The organism is Kribbella sp. CA-245084 (assembly GCF_050942355.1).
In the GTDB taxonomy this organism is placed as follows: domain Bacteria; phylum Actinomycetota; class Actinomycetes; order Propionibacteriales; family Kribbellaceae; genus Kribbella.
This window is the reverse complement of record NZ_CP192053.1, coordinates 6,298,756-6,317,444: the sequence shown is the minus strand read 5'-3', so window position 1 is coordinate 6,317,444 and position 18,689 is coordinate 6,298,756. Positions and strand designations below refer to the sequence as shown.

The 18,689-nt window shown below is 67.6% G+C and carries 17 protein-coding genes; 10 read left to right on the top strand and 7 right to left on the bottom strand.

Translation table 11 applies throughout. The annotated features are described in order from the left end of the window. The first annotated feature begins 54 nt into the window (after nucleotides 1–54). Together macS and ACQPYH_RS29975 are read left to right on the top strand one after the other, a co-directional pair. Entirely contained in the window at nucleotides 55–1,170 is a 1,116-nt protein-coding gene (macS, locus tag ACQPYH_RS29980) for a MacS family sensor histidine kinase (RefSeq protein ID WP_432878019.1), read from the top strand. Continuing rightward, nucleotides 1,167–1,799, top strand: a complete 633-nt coding sequence (locus ACQPYH_RS29975) for a response regulator (RefSeq protein WP_130449394.1) — start codon at nucleotides 1,167–1,169, stop codon at nucleotides 1,797–1,799. The genes macS and ACQPYH_RS29975 overlap by 4 nt, the downstream gene beginning before the upstream one ends. 348 nt (nucleotides 1,800–2,147) lie before the next feature. Here ACQPYH_RS29975 and ACQPYH_RS29970 read toward each other — a convergent pair whose 3' ends face one another. Further along, nucleotides 2,148–2,852 (bottom strand): hypothetical protein, encoded by a 705-nt coding sequence (locus ACQPYH_RS29970; RefSeq protein WP_432878016.1) that lies wholly within the window; start codon nucleotides 2,850–2,852, stop codon nucleotides 2,148–2,150. Nucleotides 2,853–3,160: 308 nt separating this feature from the next. Beyond that, nucleotides 3,161–3,418, bottom strand: coding sequence for a hypothetical protein (locus ACQPYH_RS29965; RefSeq protein ID WP_130449400.1), 258 nt, complete (start codon nucleotides 3,416–3,418; stop codon nucleotides 3,161–3,163). A gap of 319 nt (nucleotides 3,419–3,737) precedes the next feature. Here ACQPYH_RS29965 and secD point away from each other — a divergent pair, with 319 nt between their 5' ends. The 3 genes from secD to ligD all read left to right on the top strand — a co-directional run bounded on the left by secD (nucleotide 3,738) and on the right by ligD (nucleotide 9,084). Further along, nucleotides 3,738–6,038, top strand: a complete 2,301-nt coding sequence (gene secD, locus ACQPYH_RS29960) for a protein translocase subunit SecD (RefSeq protein ID WP_432878013.1) — start codon at nucleotides 3,738–3,740, stop codon at nucleotides 6,036–6,038. Nucleotides 6,039–6,112: 74 nt separating this feature from the next. After that, complete coding sequence (locus ACQPYH_RS29955) at nucleotides 6,113–8,110, top strand: ATP-dependent DNA helicase (protein WP_432878011.1); 1,998 nt, start codon at nucleotides 6,113–6,115, stop codon at nucleotides 8,108–8,110. Next, entirely contained in the window at nucleotides 8,107–9,084 is a 978-nt protein-coding gene (gene ligD / locus ACQPYH_RS29950; RefSeq protein ID WP_432878009.1) for a non-homologous end-joining DNA ligase, read from the top strand. Before ACQPYH_RS29955 ends, ligD begins: the two co-directional genes overlap by 4 nt. A 158-nt stretch (nucleotides 9,085–9,242) precedes the next feature. Here the strand turns inward: ligD and ACQPYH_RS29945 are convergent, their stop codons facing one another. Both ACQPYH_RS29945 and lexA read right to left on the bottom strand, forming a co-directional pair. Next, the gene (locus ACQPYH_RS29945) at nucleotides 9,243–9,752 is read right to left on the bottom strand and encodes a glutathione peroxidase (protein ID WP_432878006.1); all 510 of its coding nucleotides are present in this window, start codon (nucleotides 9,750–9,752) and stop codon (nucleotides 9,243–9,245) included. 48 nt (nucleotides 9,753–9,800) lie between these two features. Then, a complete protein-coding gene (gene lexA / locus ACQPYH_RS29940) occupies nucleotides 9,801–10,589 on the bottom strand; it encodes a transcriptional repressor LexA (RefSeq protein WP_432878004.1) in 789 nt (262 codons plus the stop codon). A 369-nt stretch (nucleotides 10,590–10,958) separates the two neighbouring features. Here lexA and ACQPYH_RS29935 point away from each other — a divergent pair, with 369 nt between their 5' ends. Next, entirely contained in the window at nucleotides 10,959–11,468 is a 510-nt protein-coding gene (locus ACQPYH_RS29935; protein WP_432878001.1) for a LysM peptidoglycan-binding domain-containing protein, read from the top strand. Here the strand turns inward: ACQPYH_RS29935 and ubiG are convergent. Next, nucleotides 11,428–12,237, bottom strand: coding sequence for a bifunctional 2-polyprenyl-6-hydroxyphenol methylase/3-demethylubiquinol 3-O-methyltransferase UbiG (gene ubiG, locus ACQPYH_RS29930; RefSeq protein WP_432877999.1), 810 nt, complete (start codon nucleotides 12,235–12,237; stop codon nucleotides 11,428–11,430). The two genes, ACQPYH_RS29935 and ubiG, sit on opposite strands and share 41 nt — an antisense overlap. After that, complete coding sequence (locus tag ACQPYH_RS29925) at nucleotides 12,227–12,793, bottom strand: GNAT family N-acetyltransferase (protein WP_432877996.1); 567 nt, start codon at nucleotides 12,791–12,793, stop codon at nucleotides 12,227–12,229. The genes ubiG and ACQPYH_RS29925 overlap by 11 nt, the downstream gene beginning before the upstream one ends. Nucleotides 12,794–12,867: 74 nt before the next feature. Here ACQPYH_RS29925 and ACQPYH_RS29920 point away from each other — a divergent pair, with 74 nt between their 5' ends. After that, on the top strand, nucleotides 12,868–13,485 hold the full coding sequence (locus ACQPYH_RS29920; RefSeq protein WP_432877994.1) for a TetR/AcrR family transcriptional regulator: 618 nt from the start codon (nucleotides 12,868–12,870) through the stop codon (nucleotides 13,483–13,485). On the opposite strand, the gene ACQPYH_RS29915 is transcribed toward ACQPYH_RS29920, so the two are convergent. Further along, nucleotides 13,478–14,428, bottom strand: coding sequence for a nucleoside hydrolase (locus ACQPYH_RS29915; protein WP_432877992.1), 951 nt, complete (start codon nucleotides 14,426–14,428; stop codon nucleotides 13,478–13,480). The genes ACQPYH_RS29920 and ACQPYH_RS29915 overlap by 8 nt on opposite strands. A 126-nt stretch (nucleotides 14,429–14,554) precedes the next feature. On the opposite strand from ACQPYH_RS29915, the gene ACQPYH_RS29910 reads away from it, so the two are divergent. From ACQPYH_RS29910 to ACQPYH_RS29900, 3 genes are all read left to right on the top strand, one after another. After that, nucleotides 14,555–14,806: a glycerophosphodiester phosphodiesterase family protein gene (locus tag ACQPYH_RS29910; protein ID WP_432894523.1), complete on the top strand. Its 252-nt coding sequence runs from the start codon at nucleotides 14,555–14,557 to the stop codon at nucleotides 14,804–14,806. A gap of 357 nt (nucleotides 14,807–15,163) precedes the next feature. Beyond that, nucleotides 15,164–15,658 (top strand): transcriptional regulator NrdR, encoded by a 495-nt coding sequence (gene nrdR, locus ACQPYH_RS29905; RefSeq protein ID WP_432877989.1) that lies wholly within the window; start codon nucleotides 15,164–15,166, stop codon nucleotides 15,656–15,658. Between the two features lie 105 nt (nucleotides 15,659–15,763). Further along, on the top strand, nucleotides 15,764–18,685 hold the full coding sequence (locus tag ACQPYH_RS29900; protein WP_432877987.1) for a vitamin B12-dependent ribonucleotide reductase: 2,922 nt from the start codon (nucleotides 15,764–15,766) through the stop codon (nucleotides 18,683–18,685). The last annotated feature ends 4 nt before the right edge of the window (nucleotides 18,686–18,689 follow it).

The window sequence follows — 18,689 nt, the reverse complement described above, 5'->3', positions numbered from 1 at the left end:
CTTGAGTAGTTGGGCTCACGCTTTGCGGTGGCGGTCCTTGGCAGACTGGGGCGCGTGGAGCGCGAGACGGTCGACCTGCTGCAGCCGCTGTGGCGTGCGCTGGTGGTGTTCCGCATCATCACTTGGGGCTTCGCCTGCCTCGGCGTGTGGACTCGCTGGGACGGCATCGCCCGGCCTACCGGTGCACTGCTCCAGCTTGCGGTGATGGGAATCTGGACGCTGATCTCGTCGCTCGGCTACAGCCGACGCTGGGGGCGCCGCAACACCCGGCTCGCGTTCGCGGACCTGATCGTCACGGTCGGCTGCATGTACGCGACGTTGTGGGCGCAGCCGCTGATCGACATCCGCGGGGGAGCCTCCGTGCTGACCTCGCTCTGGGTGGCGGGCCCGGTGCTCGCGTTGGCGATCTCCCGCGGCCGCGACGGTGGTCTGCTCGGCGCGGCGACGATCAGCCTGGCGCTGCTGTCGCTGCGCGGTGTCGACAACGCGTCCAAGATCCTCAGCAACGTGCAGCTGCTTTTGGTCGCCGGTCTGGTCGTCGGGTACGCCGCCTCGACCATGCGCCGCGCGGGTGCCCGGCTCCGGTCGGCGATCGCTGCGGAGAGCGCTACTGCTGAGCGGCTGCGGCTCAGTCGCTCGATCCATGACGGCGTACTGCAGGTGCTGGCGCAGGTTCAGCGCCGCGGCACGGCGATCGGCGGTGACGCGCTCGAACTCGCCCAACTGGCCGCAGAGCAGGAAGTTGCCCTGCGCACCTTGATGTCGACGCGGCCTGCTGTGGCGGACGGGGATCGGGTTGATCTGTGCGGCTTGTTGTTGCCGCTGGCCACGACGCGGGTGGACGTCGTCGTACCGGCCGCGCAAGTACTGTTGCCCGCAGCCACAGCTAGCGAACTGGTTGCCGCGGTCAAGGAAGCCTTGAGCAACGTGTCGAAACATGCCGGGCCTGACGCCCGGTCCTGGGTGGCTGTCGAGGACCTTGGCGAGGAGGTCGTGGTGTCGATCCGTGACGATGGAGTCGGTACGACGCCTGCGCGGCTGGAGCAGGCTCGCGTCGACGGGCATCTCGGCGTCAGCCAGTCGATCCGCGGCCGGATCGCCGATCTGGGCGGCACTGTCACCGTCCGCACCGCCCCCGGCGAGGGGACCGAATGGGAGCTGAAGGTATGACACGGGTGATGATCGTGGACGACCATCCCATGTGGCGCGAAGGCGTCGCACGGGACCTGGGAGGTCGCGGGTACGACGTCTGCGCGACCGCCTCCGACGTCGCGAGCGCGGTGAAGATCGCGCTGGCGACCCGTCCGGATGTCGTGGTGATGGATCTGCAGCTGGGCTCCGGCTCAGGCGTGGACGCGACGCGCGAGATCACCACTGCGTTGCCTGACACGCGCGTGTTGGTGTTGTCGGCCAGCGCCGAGCAGGACGACGTACTCGCGGCCGTGAAGAACGGGGCGTCCGGGTATCTGGTGAAGTCCGCGTCGTTGGACGAGTTCGACGACGCAGTACGCCGTACTGCTGAAGGTGATGCGATCTTCAGCGCCGGCCTCGCCGGACTGCTGCTGGGCGAATACCGCCGCCTCGGCGCCACCGGCCCCGAGGTCCCCCAACTCACCGACCGCGAAACCGAAGTCCTCCGCCTCGTAGCCCGAGGCCTCACCGCCAAACAAATCGCCACCCGCCTGGTCCTCTCCCACCGCACCGTCGAGAACCACGTCCAAAACACCCTCCGAAAACTCCAACTCCACAACCGAGCCGAACTAGTCCGCTACGCAATAGAACACGGGCTGGACACATAACCCCACGCCCACGACGCAGCCGCTTCCTTCGTCGCTACGCTCCTCAGCGCATCTGCTCCGCGCGCTCCCACCCACCCCCGGCTCATCGCCGTATTTCCGGCTATCGCCGGGTGCTGCGGGCTGCCGCCCGCGGTCGACGGCCCCGGGGCGGGCCTTGGCTGCGTGAGCCAGCTGTGTGGTTCATTCCCACGCGTGCTGCGCAGCCGCTTCCTTCGTCGCTGCGCTCCTCAGCGCGGCTGCTCCGCGCGCTCCCACCCACCCCGGCTCATCACCGTGCATTCTCTCCGGCTACCGCCTGGCCTTCGGGCTGCCCGCCTGCGGTCGACGGCGCTAGGCCAGCGTGCTGCGTCAGTTGTTGGTCGTGGTGGGTGGTGTGCTGGCCGTCTCCGGTGCAAGCCCGCCCTGCATCGGCGCCGCACTCCGCGCAGCGCGCAGTACCCCTACGACCGCACCGATGAGCCACAGTCCGAACGCCGCGGACGCCATACCCCCGCTCCAGAAGCCGGACAGGCACAGTAGGACGACCGCGTACGACGCCCAGGTCGCCCACGTAGGCAGAGCGTGTGCCTGCCGGGCGATCCGCGTCGTGACGGCAACCATCACACCGCAGCCGATCAGCCCTGTGAGTGCGAGGATCTGGCCTGCCATGCCGAGTGAGCGGACGGTGTTCGGGTCGGGGGTGAATTCGTCTGACCAGGCCGCGAACGCACTACCCAGGTCGAGTGAGACACCGGTGATCATCAGCCCGCCGAACATTGCCGCGGCCGGCACGATCACGTGCGTGAGCGGGTCGCCTCCGGATAGCCGCTCCAGCACTCGCCGCAGACCTGCAGCAAACCAGAGCAGCAGCGCGACCCCAGCAGCCAGCACAGGCGGCGCGAACCCCGCGGCGGCCTGTCGTCCGTCGTCGTTGAGCCTCTCGAGGATGTCCGAGTCCGACATGCTCGCGTCGTCGACGCCGACCAGATACCCCAGCGCCACCGCGGCAACGAGCAGTACGAGCGAAGCGGCACCCGCCCACCCCGCACGCCGAAGTGCCCGTGACTCATCCATCCCGCCCTCCCCGGTCGGGGCCCCGGCCGCAGGCGCCACACCCTGCCCCGCGCCACGACGTACCCCAGTCCGAGTGTGCACCCACGCCCGACCACCAACAAAGGACCTGCAGCGGCTGATGTCGTCGCGTACGCAGTGTCGGATGACGGCTACGGTTCACCGACCGGCACCGGCGACTTCGGCCTGGAACTGATCGAGCAACAGGTCACACGCAGGAGCTCACCTACCGCCCCACCCCGCGTAACTGAGCCGCGGGTGGCATCCCACCTCCGAGAGGGGATGCCACCCGCGCCGCCCTGGCGTCTAGTTCATTCCTCCCACTGGAACTGCCAGCCCGGAGCGCAGGGCCACTCCGGTGCGCAGGTCGAGTTCGGATCGTGGTACCAGACGTCGGACACCGCGTACCCGTAGTGCCGGTACACGTTCTGCTTCTGAATGCACTCGTCCTGGGTCGCGCAGGTGACGGTGTGGATGGTCTGGGTCTGCGCCTGCGCCACCGTCGCCCCACCGGCAACCACAGCCACCGCGGCCGCACCCATCGCAACCATTCGCCCGATCGATCTCATGAAGCATCTACCTTTCGCATCAATTAGATCGTTGCCCAATGCAACTCTCCGTCACGCTAGTACCGGCGTCGATCAGCAAGCAAACGTTTCAACCCCAGTCGAATCCCGTGTGACGATTAAGTGCCTTGGGCAACAACACCCAGAGGGCCGGCTACTTCCGGCCGCCGGTACGTGGGGACCATCCACCACCCGCGACCCAGTCGCTTGTGCATTTGTTCGTCGTGCGGCTTGAATGGATTCGTACACTGTGCGTCCACGCTTGCGTGGGTGCTCTCTGTCACGACATCCGCACCGCGGGTGCCCACCTCCGGAGGCTTCGGTGAACCGGTCGTCCCTTGTCCGCGTACTCCTCGCGTTCTTGGTCCTGGCGGCGTCGACGTACGTCACGTTGACCGCCAAACCACAGCTCGGTCTCGACCTGCGTGGCGGGACGCAGATCGTGCTGGAGGCCAAGGACTCTCCGACGGTCAAGGCGACCAAGGAGACCACCGACAAGGCCACCCAGGTGCTGCACCGGCGGATCGACGCGCTCGGGGTGAGCGAGCCGAACGTGACCCGCCAGGGCGAGAACCGGATCATCGTCGAGCTGCCCGGCGTGCAGGATCCGCGCGAGGCCGCGAAGGTGATCGGTAAGACCGCACAACTCACGTTCCACGAGGTCCTCGACCAGGTCGCGGAGAAGCCTGCCAAGCCGGCGGCAGGCGACCTCTATCTGCCCAGCGAGAGCGGCCAGGGCTTCCTGAAGCTCGCCAAACCCGCGATGACCGGCGAGCTCGTGTCCGGCGCGGAGGGCAGGCTCGATCCGCAGCAGGTCGCGCAGGGCTGGTTCGTCGAGATGAACTTCAAGGGCGACGGCGGCAAGATCTGGTCGTCGATCACCGGCAAGGCGGCCTGCAACCCGGTCAACACCGCGCCGCGGCTGATCGCGATCGTGCTGGACAACGAGATCATCAGCTCGCCGCAGGTCGACCCGAACGGCGGCAACCAGCTCTGCAACATCGGCATCACCGGCGGCAACACGACGATCTCCGGCGCCTTCACCGAAGAAGAGGCGAAAGACCTCGCCGCGCTGATCTCCGGCGGCGCGCTGCCCGTCCCGGTCCAGGTGATCGACCAGCGGACGGTCGGCCCGTCGCTCGGCCAGGACGCGATCCAGGCCAGCGCCCTCGCCGCGATCATCGGCCTCGCGCTGACCGCGCTGTTCATCATCGTGGTCTACCGCCTCGTCGGCCTGATGGCAGTGTTCGGCCTCCTCGGGTACGCCGCCATGTCGTACGCCGCCCTGACCGCGCTCGGAGCAACTCTGACCTTGCCCGGCCTCGCCGGCTTCGTGCTGGCGATCGGTATGGCGGTCGACGCGAACGTCCTGGTCTTCGAACGCGCCCGCGAGGACTACATAGCCGGCCGAACAGACGGCCTCCGAAGATCGCTCCGCAGCGGCTTCCAGAACGCGCTGTCCGCGATCGCCGACTCCAACATCACCACGCTCCTCGCAGCCGGTCTGCTGTTCTTCCTGGCGGCAGGCCCGGTCCGCGGCTTCGGCGTCACATTGTCGATCGGTGTTCTCGCCTCGATGCTGTCCGCGCTCGTTGTGACAAGAGTGCTCGCGGAGTTCGCAGTGTCGCGCGGCTTCGTCCTGCGGCGCCCGCGCCTGAGCGGGATCGCCGGCCACGGCAAGGTCCGGACCTGGCTCGAGTCCAGGCAGCCGGCATTGATGAAGCACAGCCGCCGCTGGCTGGTGATCACAGCTGTCGCGATCATCGTGAGCGTGGCCGGCGTCGCCGTACGCGGACTGAACCTCGGGGTCGAGTTCACCGGCGGACGGCTGATCGAGGTCAGTACGACGCAACCGGTCACGCCCGACCAAGCACGTGCCGCCGTGGGCGAAGCCGGGTACCCGACCGCGGTCGTGCAGGCGTCCGGAGCCGACGACATCACCGTCCGGACGGGGACGATCAGCGACGACGAAGCCGAGAAGATCAAGGAGTCGATCTCGCTGATCGGCGGCGGCGCGGAGGTGATCCGCAACGAGAGCATCGGCCCGTCGCTCGGTGAGGAACTGCGGAACAAGGGCCTGATCGCGCTCGGCATCGCCCTGCTCGCCCAGCTGGCGTACCTCGCCGCCAGGTTCCGCTGGACCTTCGGCGCCGGCGCAGTACTCGCACTCGTGCAGAACGTCGCGGTCGTAGTCGGCGTCTTCGCCTGGACCGGGAAGCCGATCGACGGCATCTTCCTGGCCGCGATCCTGACGATCATCGGCTACACGGTGAACGACTCTGTCGTGGTCTTCGACCGGATCCGGGAGACCCGCAACGCCCGAGCGACGGACAACCTCGGCAAGATCATCGACACCGCGATCATCAACGTCCTCCCGCGGACCATCAATACGGGAATCTCCACCCTGTTCATCCTCAGCGCACTGTTGTTCCTGGGCGGCGACTCACTGGCCGACTTCGCCCTCGCGCTGCTGCTGGGCATCCTGGTCGGCACCTACTCGTCGAACCTCACCGCGGCGCCTCTTCTGCTCGAACTCGAACGCCGCTACCCGGCCCCGCCGCCGCGTCCCAAGCGCTCCCAGGTCGACCGCGACGCCCAGCCCGACCGTGGCGCGGTCGTGTAGGCCGAGGTACCACACAGGGTTATCCACACCCCCGCCCGCCGGACCGGAAATCTGTCGGCCCGTCGGGCTAGGGTGTGGCGGTGGGTGTTGATGTGCGGGATCTGCTGGAAGCTGCCGTGGCCGGGATCGCCGGTCAGACACGGCCGGGGCAGGTGGAGATGGCGCAAGCCGTGGACACCGCGATGCACGACGGATCGCATCTGCTCGTGCAGGCCGGCACCGGCACCGGCAAGTCCCTCGGGTACCTCGTGCCCGCGCTGCTGCACGCGATCGAGGACCGGCGCGTGGTCGTCTCGACGGCAACCCTCGCGCTGCAGTCTCAGCTGGTCGATCGCGACGTCCCGGCGCTCCTCGACGCGACCGAGAAGCTCCTGCCGCGCAGACCGAAGTACGCGATCCAGAAGGGGCGGAACAACTACGCCTGCCTGCACCGGATCCGCGAGGGCGCGCCGGACGACGACGGGATGCTCGTCGACGTGCCGCCGCCGGGCGAGGTCGGTCGCCAGGTCATCGAGCTCCGCGACTGGGCCGAGCAGCAGCTGGCCGACGGCGAGGCCGGCGACCGCGACCATGCGCCCTCCCATCAGTACCAGGCCTGGCAGCAGATCGCGATCGCCGCGCGCGAGTGCCTCGGCGCGCAGAAATGCCCGTACGGCGAGGAGTGCTTCGCCGAGAAGGCCAAGGAGCACGCCCGCAAGGCCGACATCGTCATCACCAACCACGCTCTGCTCTCGATCGACGCGTTCGAGAACCGCACCGTCCTGCCCGAGCACGACGTCGTCATCGTCGACGAGGCGCACGAGCTGCCCGCCCGGGTCACCGGTGCCGCGGGTGACGAGCTGTCGCCGCAGATGGTCGAGCGCGCCGCCAAGCGGGCCCGCCGGTTCGTCGACGACGACAAGGCCGACGACCTGATCGACGCCTCCGACGCTCTCCGTGCGGCTCTCGACGGCACCCGCGAGGGGCGGATCGAGGCATCGAACGGGCCGGTCCTCGAGGCCGCCGCCCTCGTCCGCGACGCGGCCCGCGGGATGTACTCCGACCTCAACAAGAAGTCCGACGACAAAGACGACGACCCGGACGGCGCCAAGCGGCAGTCCAAGGGCGCGGTGAAGGAGATCTTCGACGTCGCCGAACGCGTCGCCGCGCTGAGCGACCTCGACGTCGTCTGGATGATCGACCGCGACCGCTTCGGCCGCGAGCTCCGGATCGCCCCGCTGACCGTGGCCGGTCTGCTTCGCGAGCTGGTGCTGCGCGACCGCACCGCCATCCTGACGTCCGCGACGCTGACGCTCGGCGGTGACTTCGACGCGATCGCCCGCCAGGTCGGTCTCCGGCCCGCGGACAAGCTCGCTGACGACGACGAGATGCCGGAGGTCGACTCCGACGACCAGACCGCCCCGCTTCCATGGCGCGGTCTCGACGTCGGCTCCCCGTTCGAGTACGAGAAGCAGGCGATTCTGTACGTCGCGAAGCACCTGCCGCCACCGCACCGTGACGGGCTGGGCAAGAAGCAGTTCGAGGAGATCATCGACCTGATCACCGCGGCAGGCGGCCGGACGCTCGGTCTGTTCTCGTCCCGCCGCGCCGCCGAGGCAGCGACAGCCGCCGTACGCGAGGCCACCGACCTGAAGGTGCTGTGCCAGGGCGATGCACAGCTCGGTGAGCTGGCCCGCGAGTTCGTCGACGATCCGGAGACCTCGCTGTTCGGCACCCTTTCGCTCTGGCAGGGGATCGACGTGCCGGGTTCGACCTGCAACCTGGTGATCATCGACCGCGTCCCGTTCCCGCGGCCCGACGAGCCCCTGATGGCGGCCCGTCAGCGCGCGGTCGACGAAGCGGGCGGCAACGGGTTCATGGCCGTGGCGGCCACGCACGCCGGGCTGTTGCTCGCGCAGGGGACCGGCCGGTTGATCCGCCGCAGTAGCGATCGCGGCGTCGTCGCGATCCTCGACCCCCGCATCGTCACCCAGCGGTACGGCGCGTTCCTGCGCGCCTCCTTGCCCCCGATGTGGCCGACCGCCGATCGTGAGAAGGTGCTTGGCGCCTTGAAACGACTGCAGTCGACATGAGTCCGGCCGGTCCGCCCGTGCTGCCGATGATGGCGTCGCTGGGGCAGATGCCCTCGGGTTCGGGCTGGTCGTACGAACTGAAGTGGGACGGCATCCGCGTGATCGCCGAGGTCGACGACGGCGTGTGCCGGCTCTGGTCGCGCAACAGCCACGACGTCTCCGGCGGATACCCGGAGCTCATCGGTCTCGCCGAAGCGCCGGGCCTGCGCCTACCCGCAGTACTCGACGGTGAGATCGTCACGCTGGACGAGAAGGGCGCACCGTCGTTCGGCCTGCTGCAGCGGCGGATGCACGTGCGCGATCCACGCCAGCTCAGGCATCTGATCACCGAGGTGCCGGTCTCGGTCCGGCTCTTCGACGTCCTCCGCCTCGACGGCAAGTGGTTGCTGGAGGCAACGTACGACGATCGGCGCGGACTGCTCGACTCGCTCGACATCGGCGACCCGTTCTGGGAGATCCCGCCCGCGCTGCAGGACGGTTCGGAAGCCCTGGACCAGTCCGCTGCGCAAGGACTCGAAGGCGTCGTGGCGAAGCGGCGCAAGTCGCGGTACCTCCCCGGCCGTCGCAGCTCCGACTGGATCAAGATCAAGCCTGTGCAGACGAGGGATGTCGTGCTGTGCGGATGGCATCCGGGGGAGGGCAACCGCGAAGGGACGATCGGCTCGTTCTATTGCGGCGCGTACGCCGAACCCGGCGGCGAGCTCGTGCTGATCGGCAAGGTCGGATCCGGCCTGGACTTCGCGACCCTCGACATGCTCAGCGCCGAGCTGGCCGGGCTCGAGATCGACCGCCCGTCGTTCGACCCGTCGAGCATCCCGATGACCGACCGGCGGCGGGCGCATTGGCTCGATCCCGTCCTGGTCGCCGAGGTCACCTTCTCCGGCTGGGCCGGCGACGGCCGGCTCCGGCATCCGGTCTGGCGTGGATTGCGCCTCGACATCAACCCGGAAACGGTTCTCGTCTCGCGGGACTGACTGTGCAGCTGCATTTGCAGGCCGCCGCGACATGCAGGCAGCAGCAGGAAATGTTCGAAATGCGGAGAAGATTCTGAGGTGCTGCGACGCCGTCTGTTCAGCTGTCGCAGGAATTCAGCAAACCAACAGTTGCATACGGCCCCGAATCGCGGTCAGGGTCAGTCGTTCGTTTCCCGCGACGGTGCCGGCACCGCCAGTGCTGCCTCGATCTTGTCGGCCAGCTTCTCCGGCGAGTGGGTGGGCGCGTAGCGCGCGATCACCCCACCGTCGCGGCCGACCAGGAACTTGGTGAAGTTCCACTTGATCCGGCCGCCGAGCAGGCCGCCCTGCTCGCGTTTCAGCCAGTTGTACAACGGGATCGTCCTCGATCCGTTGACATCGATCTTGGCGAACATCGGGAACGTGACGTGGTAGATCGTCGAGCAGAAGTTCGCGATCTCGTTCTCGTCACCGGGCTCCTGGTGGCCGAACTGGTCGCAGGGAAAGCCGAGCACCGAGAAGCCCTGCCGGCGGTAGCTCCGGTAGAGCTTCTGAAGACCCGTGTACTGCGGGGTCTGGGCACACTGCGACGCCGTGTTCACCACCAGGAGCACCTGGTCGCGGAAATCGGCAAGAGACTGTTCATTGCCTTCGATCCGCGTGGCGCTGAAGTCATAGACAGTCGTCATAGCTCAATGCTGACACGACACGCCGGACTTCGCTCGCCGTCTGACATGTCAGACTCGGCGCAGAACTGTTACGACCTTTCCGAGAATGACGGCGTCCTTACCGTCGATCGGCTCGAAGGCCGGGTTGTGCGGCAGCAGCAGGATCTCGGTCTTGGTCTTCTTGAACGTCTTCACGGTCGCCTCGCCGTCGATCATCGCGGCCACGATGTCGCCGTTCTCCGCGGTCTGCTCCTGCCGGACGACGACCCAGTCGCCGTCGCAGATCGCCGCGTCGATCATCGACTCGCCCTTGACCTTCAGCATGAACAGCGTGCCCTCGCCGACCATTGCCTTAGGCAACGGGAAGACCTCTTCGATCTCCTGCTCGGCCAGGATCGGGTTACCGGCGGCGATCTGGCCGACCACCGGCACGTAGACCGCGTCCGGATGCGCGTCACCCGCACCGGTCTCGTCGTACGTCGTCTGCCGCACCGAGCCGAGCGCCGAACGGCGGGCGGCAGCATCTACCTCGCCGGGGTAGCGGACCTCGATCGCCCTTGGCCGGTTGGGATCGCGGCGCAGCAGACCCTTCTGCTCGAGCACGCGAAGCTGGTGTGACACCGAGGAGGAACTGGTCAGGCCGACCCGCTCGCCGATCTCACGCATCGAGGGCGGGTAGCCGCGGCTGTCCACCGAATCGCGGATCACGTCCAGCACGCGGCGCTGGCGCGGGGTCAGTCCGGTCGCGTCGGCCGGCCCGTCGGGCAGCTCGCTCACGGTCCGGTCCGCAGCCTTGTCCCTAGCCTTGTCCGCACCGGTGCGCTCGTCCTTGTTGGGTCCGCTCGGCGTCCTGGCCATCGGTGGTTGCTCCTCGGGTCGGGCCGGCGATCACACCACCGGCCGAAGCTTGCTCGACTGTGATGACCGTAGACCGAATTCTGAGATTCTTCAAACATCTGTTCGAAGGCGTGTCGGTTCGCACATCTGTTCGTGTGTCAGGTTATAAGCCGCACGCGGGCAACTTCGGCGTCAGGGAATTTCGCGGGCGTGTCCTGGTTGGAAGTGGTTGCGCGACGGGTGCCTGTCGGTTAATCATTCGTACAGACGTTCGATCGAACAGGTGTTCGGTCGGGGTCGGATGGGCCGGTCTTCAGAAACTGTCGGAGGCGGCCGGTAGACAGGACTCAACACCGCAGGACGCGCACTGACCGAGGTCTGGAGGATCCGATGAGCACAGCAGCTCTGGCGGCAAACCCACTGGCACCACACCGCTCACCCGAGCCCGCCGTGGCGCCGGTGACCACACCGGTGACAGCGCTGCGCCGTCGGCCGCGCATCGACGGAGCGACCGACTCGCTACCGGTCCGGGCCTGCTCCGGCGAGGCGCTCGGCCGGCACGCGACGCCGACCCGTCAGCGCCCCGAGGTCGATCCGTCCGCCCTCCGCCTGACCGGCCGCGGTCGCATGCTGCTGACCGCCCTGTCGGTCCTGGTCTTCGGCTCGGCGATCGTCGTCCTGGGTCTCCGCGTCACCGGCGTCCTCGAGCCCGGCCCGCATTTCACCCACACCGTCCCGGTCCAGGTGGCGCCCGGTCAGACCCTCTGGTCGATCGCGCAGAACACCAACCCCACCGAGGATCCCGCGACGATCGTCGAGAAGATCGCCGACCTCAACAAGCTCTCCAGCCCGGCCGACATCACCCCTGGGGAGACTCTCCAGATCCCGATCGCCCGCTGATCTTGGTCGCATACCCCAGGTAGGACAGATCGGTCCGCCGCACCAGACCGATATCCATCCGCCTACTTGCCTCGCCGAACGACAACTGCCCGAGTCGCACCCGCACGAAGTTCCAACCCAATGACGCAACACCTGCCCGCGGTCCGAGCCCGACGATCTCGCCCAGCCGCAGGCCGTGCCGCCGCAGAATCTCCTCGAGCTCGAGCGGCTTGATGAACATCGCCCAGGAGTGGACGCCGGTGTCGACAACCCGCGTCAATCGCCACTCCTGCAGCAGCTTGATGAAGAACAGCTTCGACGCCGCCGTCCGGTTGATCGTGTCGAACAGGTAGACCCCGCCGGGCTTCAGCACCCGGGCCGTCTCCGCGACAACTCGATCAAGATCCGCGACATGCTCGAGCACATCACAGCAGTACGCGATATCGACGCTCTCGTCCTTGAGCGCAAGCCGTTCGCCGGCATTCACGACGTACCCGATCTTCAGCCCGTACACCGTTGCGTGCTCCCGCGCCGTCCTGATCGACACCTCCGACGGATCGACGCCGACGACTCGGCCTCCGATGCGCGCGAACTCCTCGGCCAGGAAGCCGCCGCCGCATCCAACGTCGACGGCGCGCAGGCCGGCCGGATCGAGTCCGAGCCGATCCAGTACGTCGCGGAAGTACGCGAACCGCGCAGGCGTGAAGCTGCCGTTCAGCGCATTCAGTGGATTCGACTCGTCCCACCAGCCGCTGCCCAGCCGGTCGTAGATCGCATTGTCAATCGGCATCACGCCAATCGTCCTCCAGCAACGCGTACACGTACTCGTTCGCCCATTCGCCCTTGAACTGGAGTGCGTCGATGAAATGCGCCTCCCGACGCATCCCCAACCGCTCGAGCAATCGAGCCGATGCGTCGTTCCGATCGTCCAGCACCGCGACGATCCGATGCAGCCCGAGCTCCTCGAACCCGACCCGCAACATCTCCCGCGCCGCCTCCGCCGCCAGCCCTTTGCCCTGGTACGCCGTGTGCAGCGCGAACCCGATCTCGCCCTGACGATCGATCTCGCTCGCCCACTTCAGCAGGACCTCACCGATCACGGTGCCGCTCTCGCGAAGCTCGATTGCGAGCACCAGCCACTGACCCGGCTCCGTCAACTCGCCCTGCGAGAGCTTCTTTTCCAGCGCGACCCGCGTCTCCTCGCGATCACGGACCGGCCACGGCGTATACCGGACCACCTCCGGCCGCGAGTGGAAGGCGAAAAGATCATCCAGGTCGTCCATGCGATGCGGCCGCAGCTCCAGCCGCTCGGTCCGCAGTGGGTACGCGGGTCGGAATCCAGTCACGGCACCATCCTCGGCTACGCTGTCTAATGACGTTAGACAGTACCCGTGCCCGACCACTCCGACAACGAGATTCCATGACCAGACGCGACCCGTCGTCCCACGCGGCGGCCGGCATCACCGTGCCGGCGATCGCCGATGCCGCCTTGGCTGTCATCCGCGCAGACGGCGTCGACGGCCTCACGATGCGGTCGGTCGCCGAGCGCCTCAACGTCCGCGCGCCGACCCTCTATCACCACGTCAGCAACAAATCCGACCTGCTCGACCTGGTGGCCCGCAACGCGTTCGATCAGTTCGCCGCCGACAACGCGGCGTACGAGAAGCTGCAGACCCTCGACGAATGGATTGCGCTGACGAGATCCGGCTCCCTCGAACTGCGCGCCTTCTACGCCGATCACCCCGGACTGGCCGGACTGATCCAGTCAAAGGCCACGTCCGATCGCGACCAGGGCGACGGATCCCGCGCCGAGCTCATCCGCGCCCAGATCGACGCCCTCGTCCGCCTCGGCGTACCAGAGCCCGAAGCGCGTCACCTGTTCGAAGTCACCGCCCGCTGGAGCCTGGCCGCCGTCGTCGCGGAGTCGGCAGTGTCATCTGGGTCGGCAGCGTCGGCCGGTAGCCCGGACGTCTTCACCGACGGCCTCGACCTTTTCCTGTACGGCGTACGCGCCCGCCTGGTCGATCTGGTCAGCTGACGGTCGCGAGCCACAGCTCGGCGTACCGCTTGCCGTCCACCGCCGTCGCGACCTGAACCGTTGTCGGCGACAGCCCATGCGGATCGCTGGTCAGATCGGCCGACCAGTCCCGCGTATCGACGATGGTCCGCCCGCGCGACCAGCTGCCCGACAACTCGATCCGCACCGGGAACGGCTGCGTCGTCAGGCCGGACGGATCGATCACCGCGCACACCGCGCCGCCGTCGCCGATGCTCGCTCCATCGGATTGGTACAGGCTGCTCCGCTTCTCGATCAGCTTCCGCGCCAGCTCTGCCGACGGCGATCCGCTCAATCCACGCGCCTGATCCAGCGTGACCACCACGTCGTAGAAGACATCCAGCCCGTACATCGTCGTCGGTACGCCGAGTTCACCGGCCGCGGTCAGCACGATCGCGGCCGCCTCCGGATCGGTCCAGATATTGAACTCCGCCGATGCCGTCGCGTTCCCGATCCCCGCGGCCCCACCCATGAACACGATCTCGCGCAATCCGGCCGCCGCATCCGGATACGTCCGCAAGAGCAACGCGATATTGGTCAGCGGCGCCAACGGAATCAGTGTGATCAGCTCACCGGTCGCCGCAGCCTCCCGCAGTACGTCGCGCAGCAACTCGACCGCGTGCCGCGGATCCGTCGTCCGCGTCGACCGCGGCCAGTCGATGTCCCCGAGCCCGTCGGCCCCGTGGACATGCCGCGCCATCCGCACCGGCTGAAGCAGCGGTACGGCGGCGCCGCGCGCGACCGGCACATCCGGCCGGCCCGCGGCATCGAGCACCGTGAGGGTGTTCCGGACGACGTCATCAAGTCCGACGTTGCCGCCGGCGCAGGTCACGGCCTTGAGGTCGAGCTCGGGATGCCGAGCGGCGAGCAGCAGCGCACAGGCGTCGTCCAGGCCCGTGTCGACATCGAGAATCACCGGCTTCATGCCGACATCCTCACATCCGGCGCTGGCCGTCGCTTCATCATCGGCTCGGGCACCGTTCGTCTCAGCGGGCTTCCCTGCCTGGTGACGTCCCAGACCGAGTAGTTCCTCCGCGCGCTCGGCACACAGCTGCGGACCTGGGCACACCGCGGCAATTCGTCGGCCGCCCCCGAGAACACCGCCGCCTCCGATGCGGCGCTGCAGGCCGGGCCCGGGATCATCCGCGAGCTGCACGGGGCCTGCGTCGCGGTCAACGTCTGGACGGTCGACGACCCGGACCGCTGGGACGCGCTCGAGCGAGCCGGCGTGGACGGCATCATCACCAACTGCCCGGCCGAACTCGCAGGCTGGAACGCCGGACGCTTCGCACTCGCGGGCTGAGCGACCCGGGCTGTCTGCCGCCCTCCAACCGCCCTCGAACCGCGCCCGAACCGTCTCGAACCGCCCCTCGAACCGCTTCGCCGCGGAGGCCGTAGTTTGCGCCTCGAAAGGGTCATTCGGGCGACGCCACGCGGGAGTACACGAGCCCGCGCGAGTGTTGGAACCTAGACACGCGCGGGCGATCGGGGCGTGCTTGCAAACTGTCGGAGCAGCGATCTAGGATCCCTAGATGTAGTGGTTACACGGGTGTAATTTTCCACAGGTAGTGGTTGGTTGCACACAGGTTCTACACAAGTTGTCCCCAGGCTGATCCACAACCTGCCCCCTCGGGGGTAGTCACGGGAGGAGTGATTCGTCGTGCACTGTCCGTATTGCCGGCACGCCGACTCACGGGTGGTCGACAGCCGGGTGGCCGAGGACGGCGGAGCGATCCGCCGCCGGCGTCAGTGCCCGGTCTGTGAGAAGCGGTTCACCACTGTCGAGCAGATGCAGCTCACGGTGGTGAAGCGCTCCGGTGCGACCGAGCCGTTCAGCCGGGAGAAGGTCATCAACGGGGTCGGCAAGGCGTGCAAGGGCCGGCCGGTGAACGCCGACCAGCTCGCCCGCCTGGGTCAGAAGGTCGAGGACGCGCTGAAGGGCAGCGGCTCGCCGGAGGTTCCCGCGCACGAGGTCGGACTCGCGATCCTCGGGCCGCTGCGGGAGCTGGACGAGGTCGCGTACCTGCGGTTCGCGAGCGTGTACCGGCAGTTCGAGTCCGCCGACGATTTCGAGACCGAGATCGCGCTGCTGCGGGCCGAGAAGGAGCCGCAGGGCACCGAGCCGAGCCAGCTCAAGCCGACCCAGCAGACATAAATCGGGGAATCGCAACACCAGCAAAGCGGTACCAGCGGTAACTGGCGTTACTCAACGGGGCGGTCCCGACAGACCGCGGTAGTAGACACAGGGCGAGGAGCAACCATGACAGAGACGGTGACCGGCCACTCGGGGTCGACCAAGCGGTCGGCGGCCGGGTTCCGCGGGCGGAAGAACGCGCCCACGGGACTCACCATCGAGCGCGTCTTCAGCACCGAAGGCGTCCACCCGTACGACGAGGTGACGTGGGAGCGTCGCGACGTCGTGCAGCAGAACTGGAAGACGGGTGAGACGGTCTTCGAGCAGCGCGGGGTCGAGTTCCCCGACTTCTGGAGCGTCAACGCCTCGACCATCGTCACCACGAAGTACTTCCGTGGCGCGGTCAGCCACGACAACCGGGAGTGGAGCCTCAAGCAGCTGCTCGACCGGGTCGTGAAGACCTACCGCCGCGCCGGCGAGGAGCACGGCTACTTCACCACGCCCGCCGACGCGGAGGTCTTCGAGCAGGAGCTCACCTGGCTGCTCCTGCACCAGTACTTCAGCTTCAACTCGCCGGTCTGGTTCAACGTCGGTACGTCCTCGCCGCAGCAGGTGTCGGCCTGCTTCATCCTCGCCGTGGACGACTCGATGGAGTCGATCCTGAACTGGTACAAGGAAGAGGGCCTGATCTTCAAGGGCGGCTCGGGCGCCGGCCTGAACCTGTCCCGGATCCGCTCGTCGAAGGAGCTGCTGCAGTCCAGCGGCGGTACCGCCTCGGGCCCGGTCTCCTTCATGCGCGGCGCGGACGCGTCGGCAGGCACGATCAAGTCCGGCGGCGCGACTCGCCGTGCGGCCAAGATGGTCGTGCTCGACGTCGACCACCCGGACATCGAGGAGTTCGTCGACACCAAGATGCGCGAGGAGGAGAAGATCCGCATCCTGCGTGACGCGGGCTTCGACATGGACCTCGGCGGTCGCGACATCACCTCCGTGCAGTACCAGAACGCGAACAACTCGGTCCGGGTCTCGGACGAGTTCATGCGTGCGGTCGAGGAGAAGGGCGACTTCGGGCTCCGGGCGCGGCTCGACAACTCGGTCATCGAGACCGTCGACGCGCGGAACCTGTTCGACAAGATCGCCCAGGCCGCGTGGGCCTGCGCCGACCCGGGTCTGCAGTACGACGACACGATCAACGACTGGCACACCACGCCGGAGACGGGCCGGATCACCGCGTCCAACCCGTGCTCGGAGTACATGCACCTGGACAACTCGTCCTGCAACCTGGCCTCGCTGAACCTGATGAAGTTCCTCCGCGACGACGACCTCTTCGACTCGGAGAAGTTCGTCAAGGCGGTCGAGCTGATCATCACCGCGATGGACATCTCGATCTGCTTCGCGGACTTCCCGACCGAGGCGATCGGCGTCACCACCCGGACGTACCGGCAGCTCGGTATCGGCTACGCCAACCTCGGTGCGCTGCTGATGGCAACCGGTCACGCGTACGACTCCGACGGTGGTCGCGCACTGGCGGGCGCTATCACCTCGCTGATGACGGGTACGTCGTACAAGCGCTCCGCGGAGCTGGCCGGCATCGTCGGTGCGTACGACGGCTTCGAGCGGAACAAGGACGCCCACACCCGGGTGATGCGCAAGCACGCGGCGGCCAACGACGCGATCCGGACGATCCACGAGATCGACAAGGACGTCCACAAGCACGCGGCCGCGGCCTGGGACGGCGTACTGAAGGTCGGCGCGAAGAACGGCTGGCGGAACGCCCAGGCCTCGGTGCTCGCACCGACCGGCACCATCGGCTTCATGATGGACTGCGACACGACCGGTATCGAGCCGGACTTCTCGCTGGTCAAGTTCAAGAAGCTGGTCGGCGGCGGCTCGATGCAGATCGTCAACCAGACCGTCCCGCGGGCGCTGCGGCAGTACGGCTACACCGAGGAGACGATCGAGGCGGTCGTCGAGTACATCGCGGAGAACGGTCACGTCGTCGACGCCCCGGGCCTGAAGCCGGAGCACTACGAGATCTTCGACACCGCGATGGGTGAGCGGGCCATCAAGCCGATGGGTCACGTGCGGATGATGGCGGCCGCGCAGCCGTTCCTGTCCGGCGCGATCTCGAAGACGGTGAACCTGCCGGAGACCGCGACGGTCGAGGAGATCGCCGACGTCTACTTCCAAGGCTGGAAGCTCGGGCTGAAGGCACTCGCGGTCTACCGCGACAATTGCAAGGTCGGTCAGCCGCTCGCGGACGCGAAGGCGAAGAAGGCCTCCGAGGCCGACGCTGCGGTGGCGGCCGAGGCCGCGGTCGCCGAGAAGATCGTCGAGAAGGTCATCGAGTACCGGCCGACCCGCAAGCGTCTGCCGAAGTCGCGTCCGTCGCGCACCACGTCCTTCACGGTCGGCGGCGCCGAGGGCTACATGACGGCCGGCTCCTACCCGGACGACGGTCTCGGCGAGGTCTTCCTGAAGATGGGCAAGCAGGGTTCGACGCTTGCCGGTGTGATGGACGCCTTCTCGATCGCGATCTCGATCGCCCTGCAGCACGGCGTACCGCTGGAGACCTACGTCCAGAAGTTCACCAACCTGAAGTTCGAGCCGGCCGGTCTGACCGACGACCCGGACGTCCGGATGGCGCAGTCGATCATGGACTACATCTTCCGCCGCCTGGCCCTGGACTACCTGCCGTTCGACGAGCGGGCCGCCCTGGGCATCTACTCGGCGGACGAGCGGTCCCGGCAGCTCGACACCGGCTCCTACGAGCTGGCCCCGGTCGAGGTCTCCGAGCCCGAGTCCCTGAAGTCGGTCGAGCCGGTTGAGCCCGCTGAGCCGTCTGAGCCGTCCGGAGCCGACAAGCCGGTCGAGGCAGCCTCCGCCAAGCCGATCAAGGGCGAGGCCCACACGACCGCCGAGATGCTCGAGCTGATCACGGGTACTTCGGTCGACGCCCCGCTCTGCTTCACCTGCGGCACCAAGATGCGCCCCAGCGGCTCCTGCTACGTCTGCGAAGGCTGCGGCAGCACCTCCGGCTGCAGCTGATCTG

Excerpts from the sequence above, each read along its gene's own strand:
- ubiG (WP_432877999.1), bottom strand. The coding sequence starts at position 12,237 with ATGCCGATTGACAATGCGATCTACGACCGGCTGGGCAGCGGCTGGTGG.
- ligD (WP_432878009.1), top strand. The coding sequence starts at position 8,107 with ATGAGTCCGGCCGGTCCGCCCGTGCTGCCGATGATGGCGTCGCTGGGG.
- ACQPYH_RS29920 (WP_432877994.1), top strand. The coding sequence starts at position 12,868 with ATGACCAGACGCGACCCGTCGTCCCACGCGGCGGCCGGCATCACCGTG.
- ACQPYH_RS29965 (WP_130449400.1), bottom strand. The coding sequence starts at position 3,418 with ATGAGATCGATCGGGCGAATGGTTGCGATGGGTGCGGCCGCGGTGGCT.
- ACQPYH_RS29915 (WP_432877992.1), bottom strand. The coding sequence starts at position 14,428 with ATGAAGCCGGTGATTCTCGATGTCGACACGGGCCTGGACGACGCCTGT.
- ACQPYH_RS29935 (WP_432878001.1), top strand. The coding sequence starts at position 10,959 with ATGAGCACAGCAGCTCTGGCGGCAAACCCACTGGCACCACACCGCTCA.
- ACQPYH_RS29970 (WP_432878016.1), bottom strand. The coding sequence starts at position 2,852 with ATGGATGAGTCACGGGCACTTCGGCGTGCGGGGTGGGCGGGTGCCGCT.
- ACQPYH_RS29975 (WP_130449394.1), top strand. The coding sequence starts at position 1,167 with ATGACACGGGTGATGATCGTGGACGACCATCCCATGTGGCGCGAAGGC.
- ACQPYH_RS29945 (WP_432878006.1), bottom strand. The coding sequence starts at position 9,752 with ATGACGACTGTCTATGACTTCAGCGCCACGCGGATCGAAGGCAATGAA.
- ACQPYH_RS29900 (WP_432877987.1), top strand. The coding sequence starts at position 15,764 with ATGACAGAGACGGTGACCGGCCACTCGGGGTCGACCAAGCGGTCGGCG.
- lexA (WP_432878004.1), bottom strand. The coding sequence starts at position 10,589 with ATGGCCAGGACGCCGAGCGGACCCAACAAGGACGAGCGCACCGGTGCG.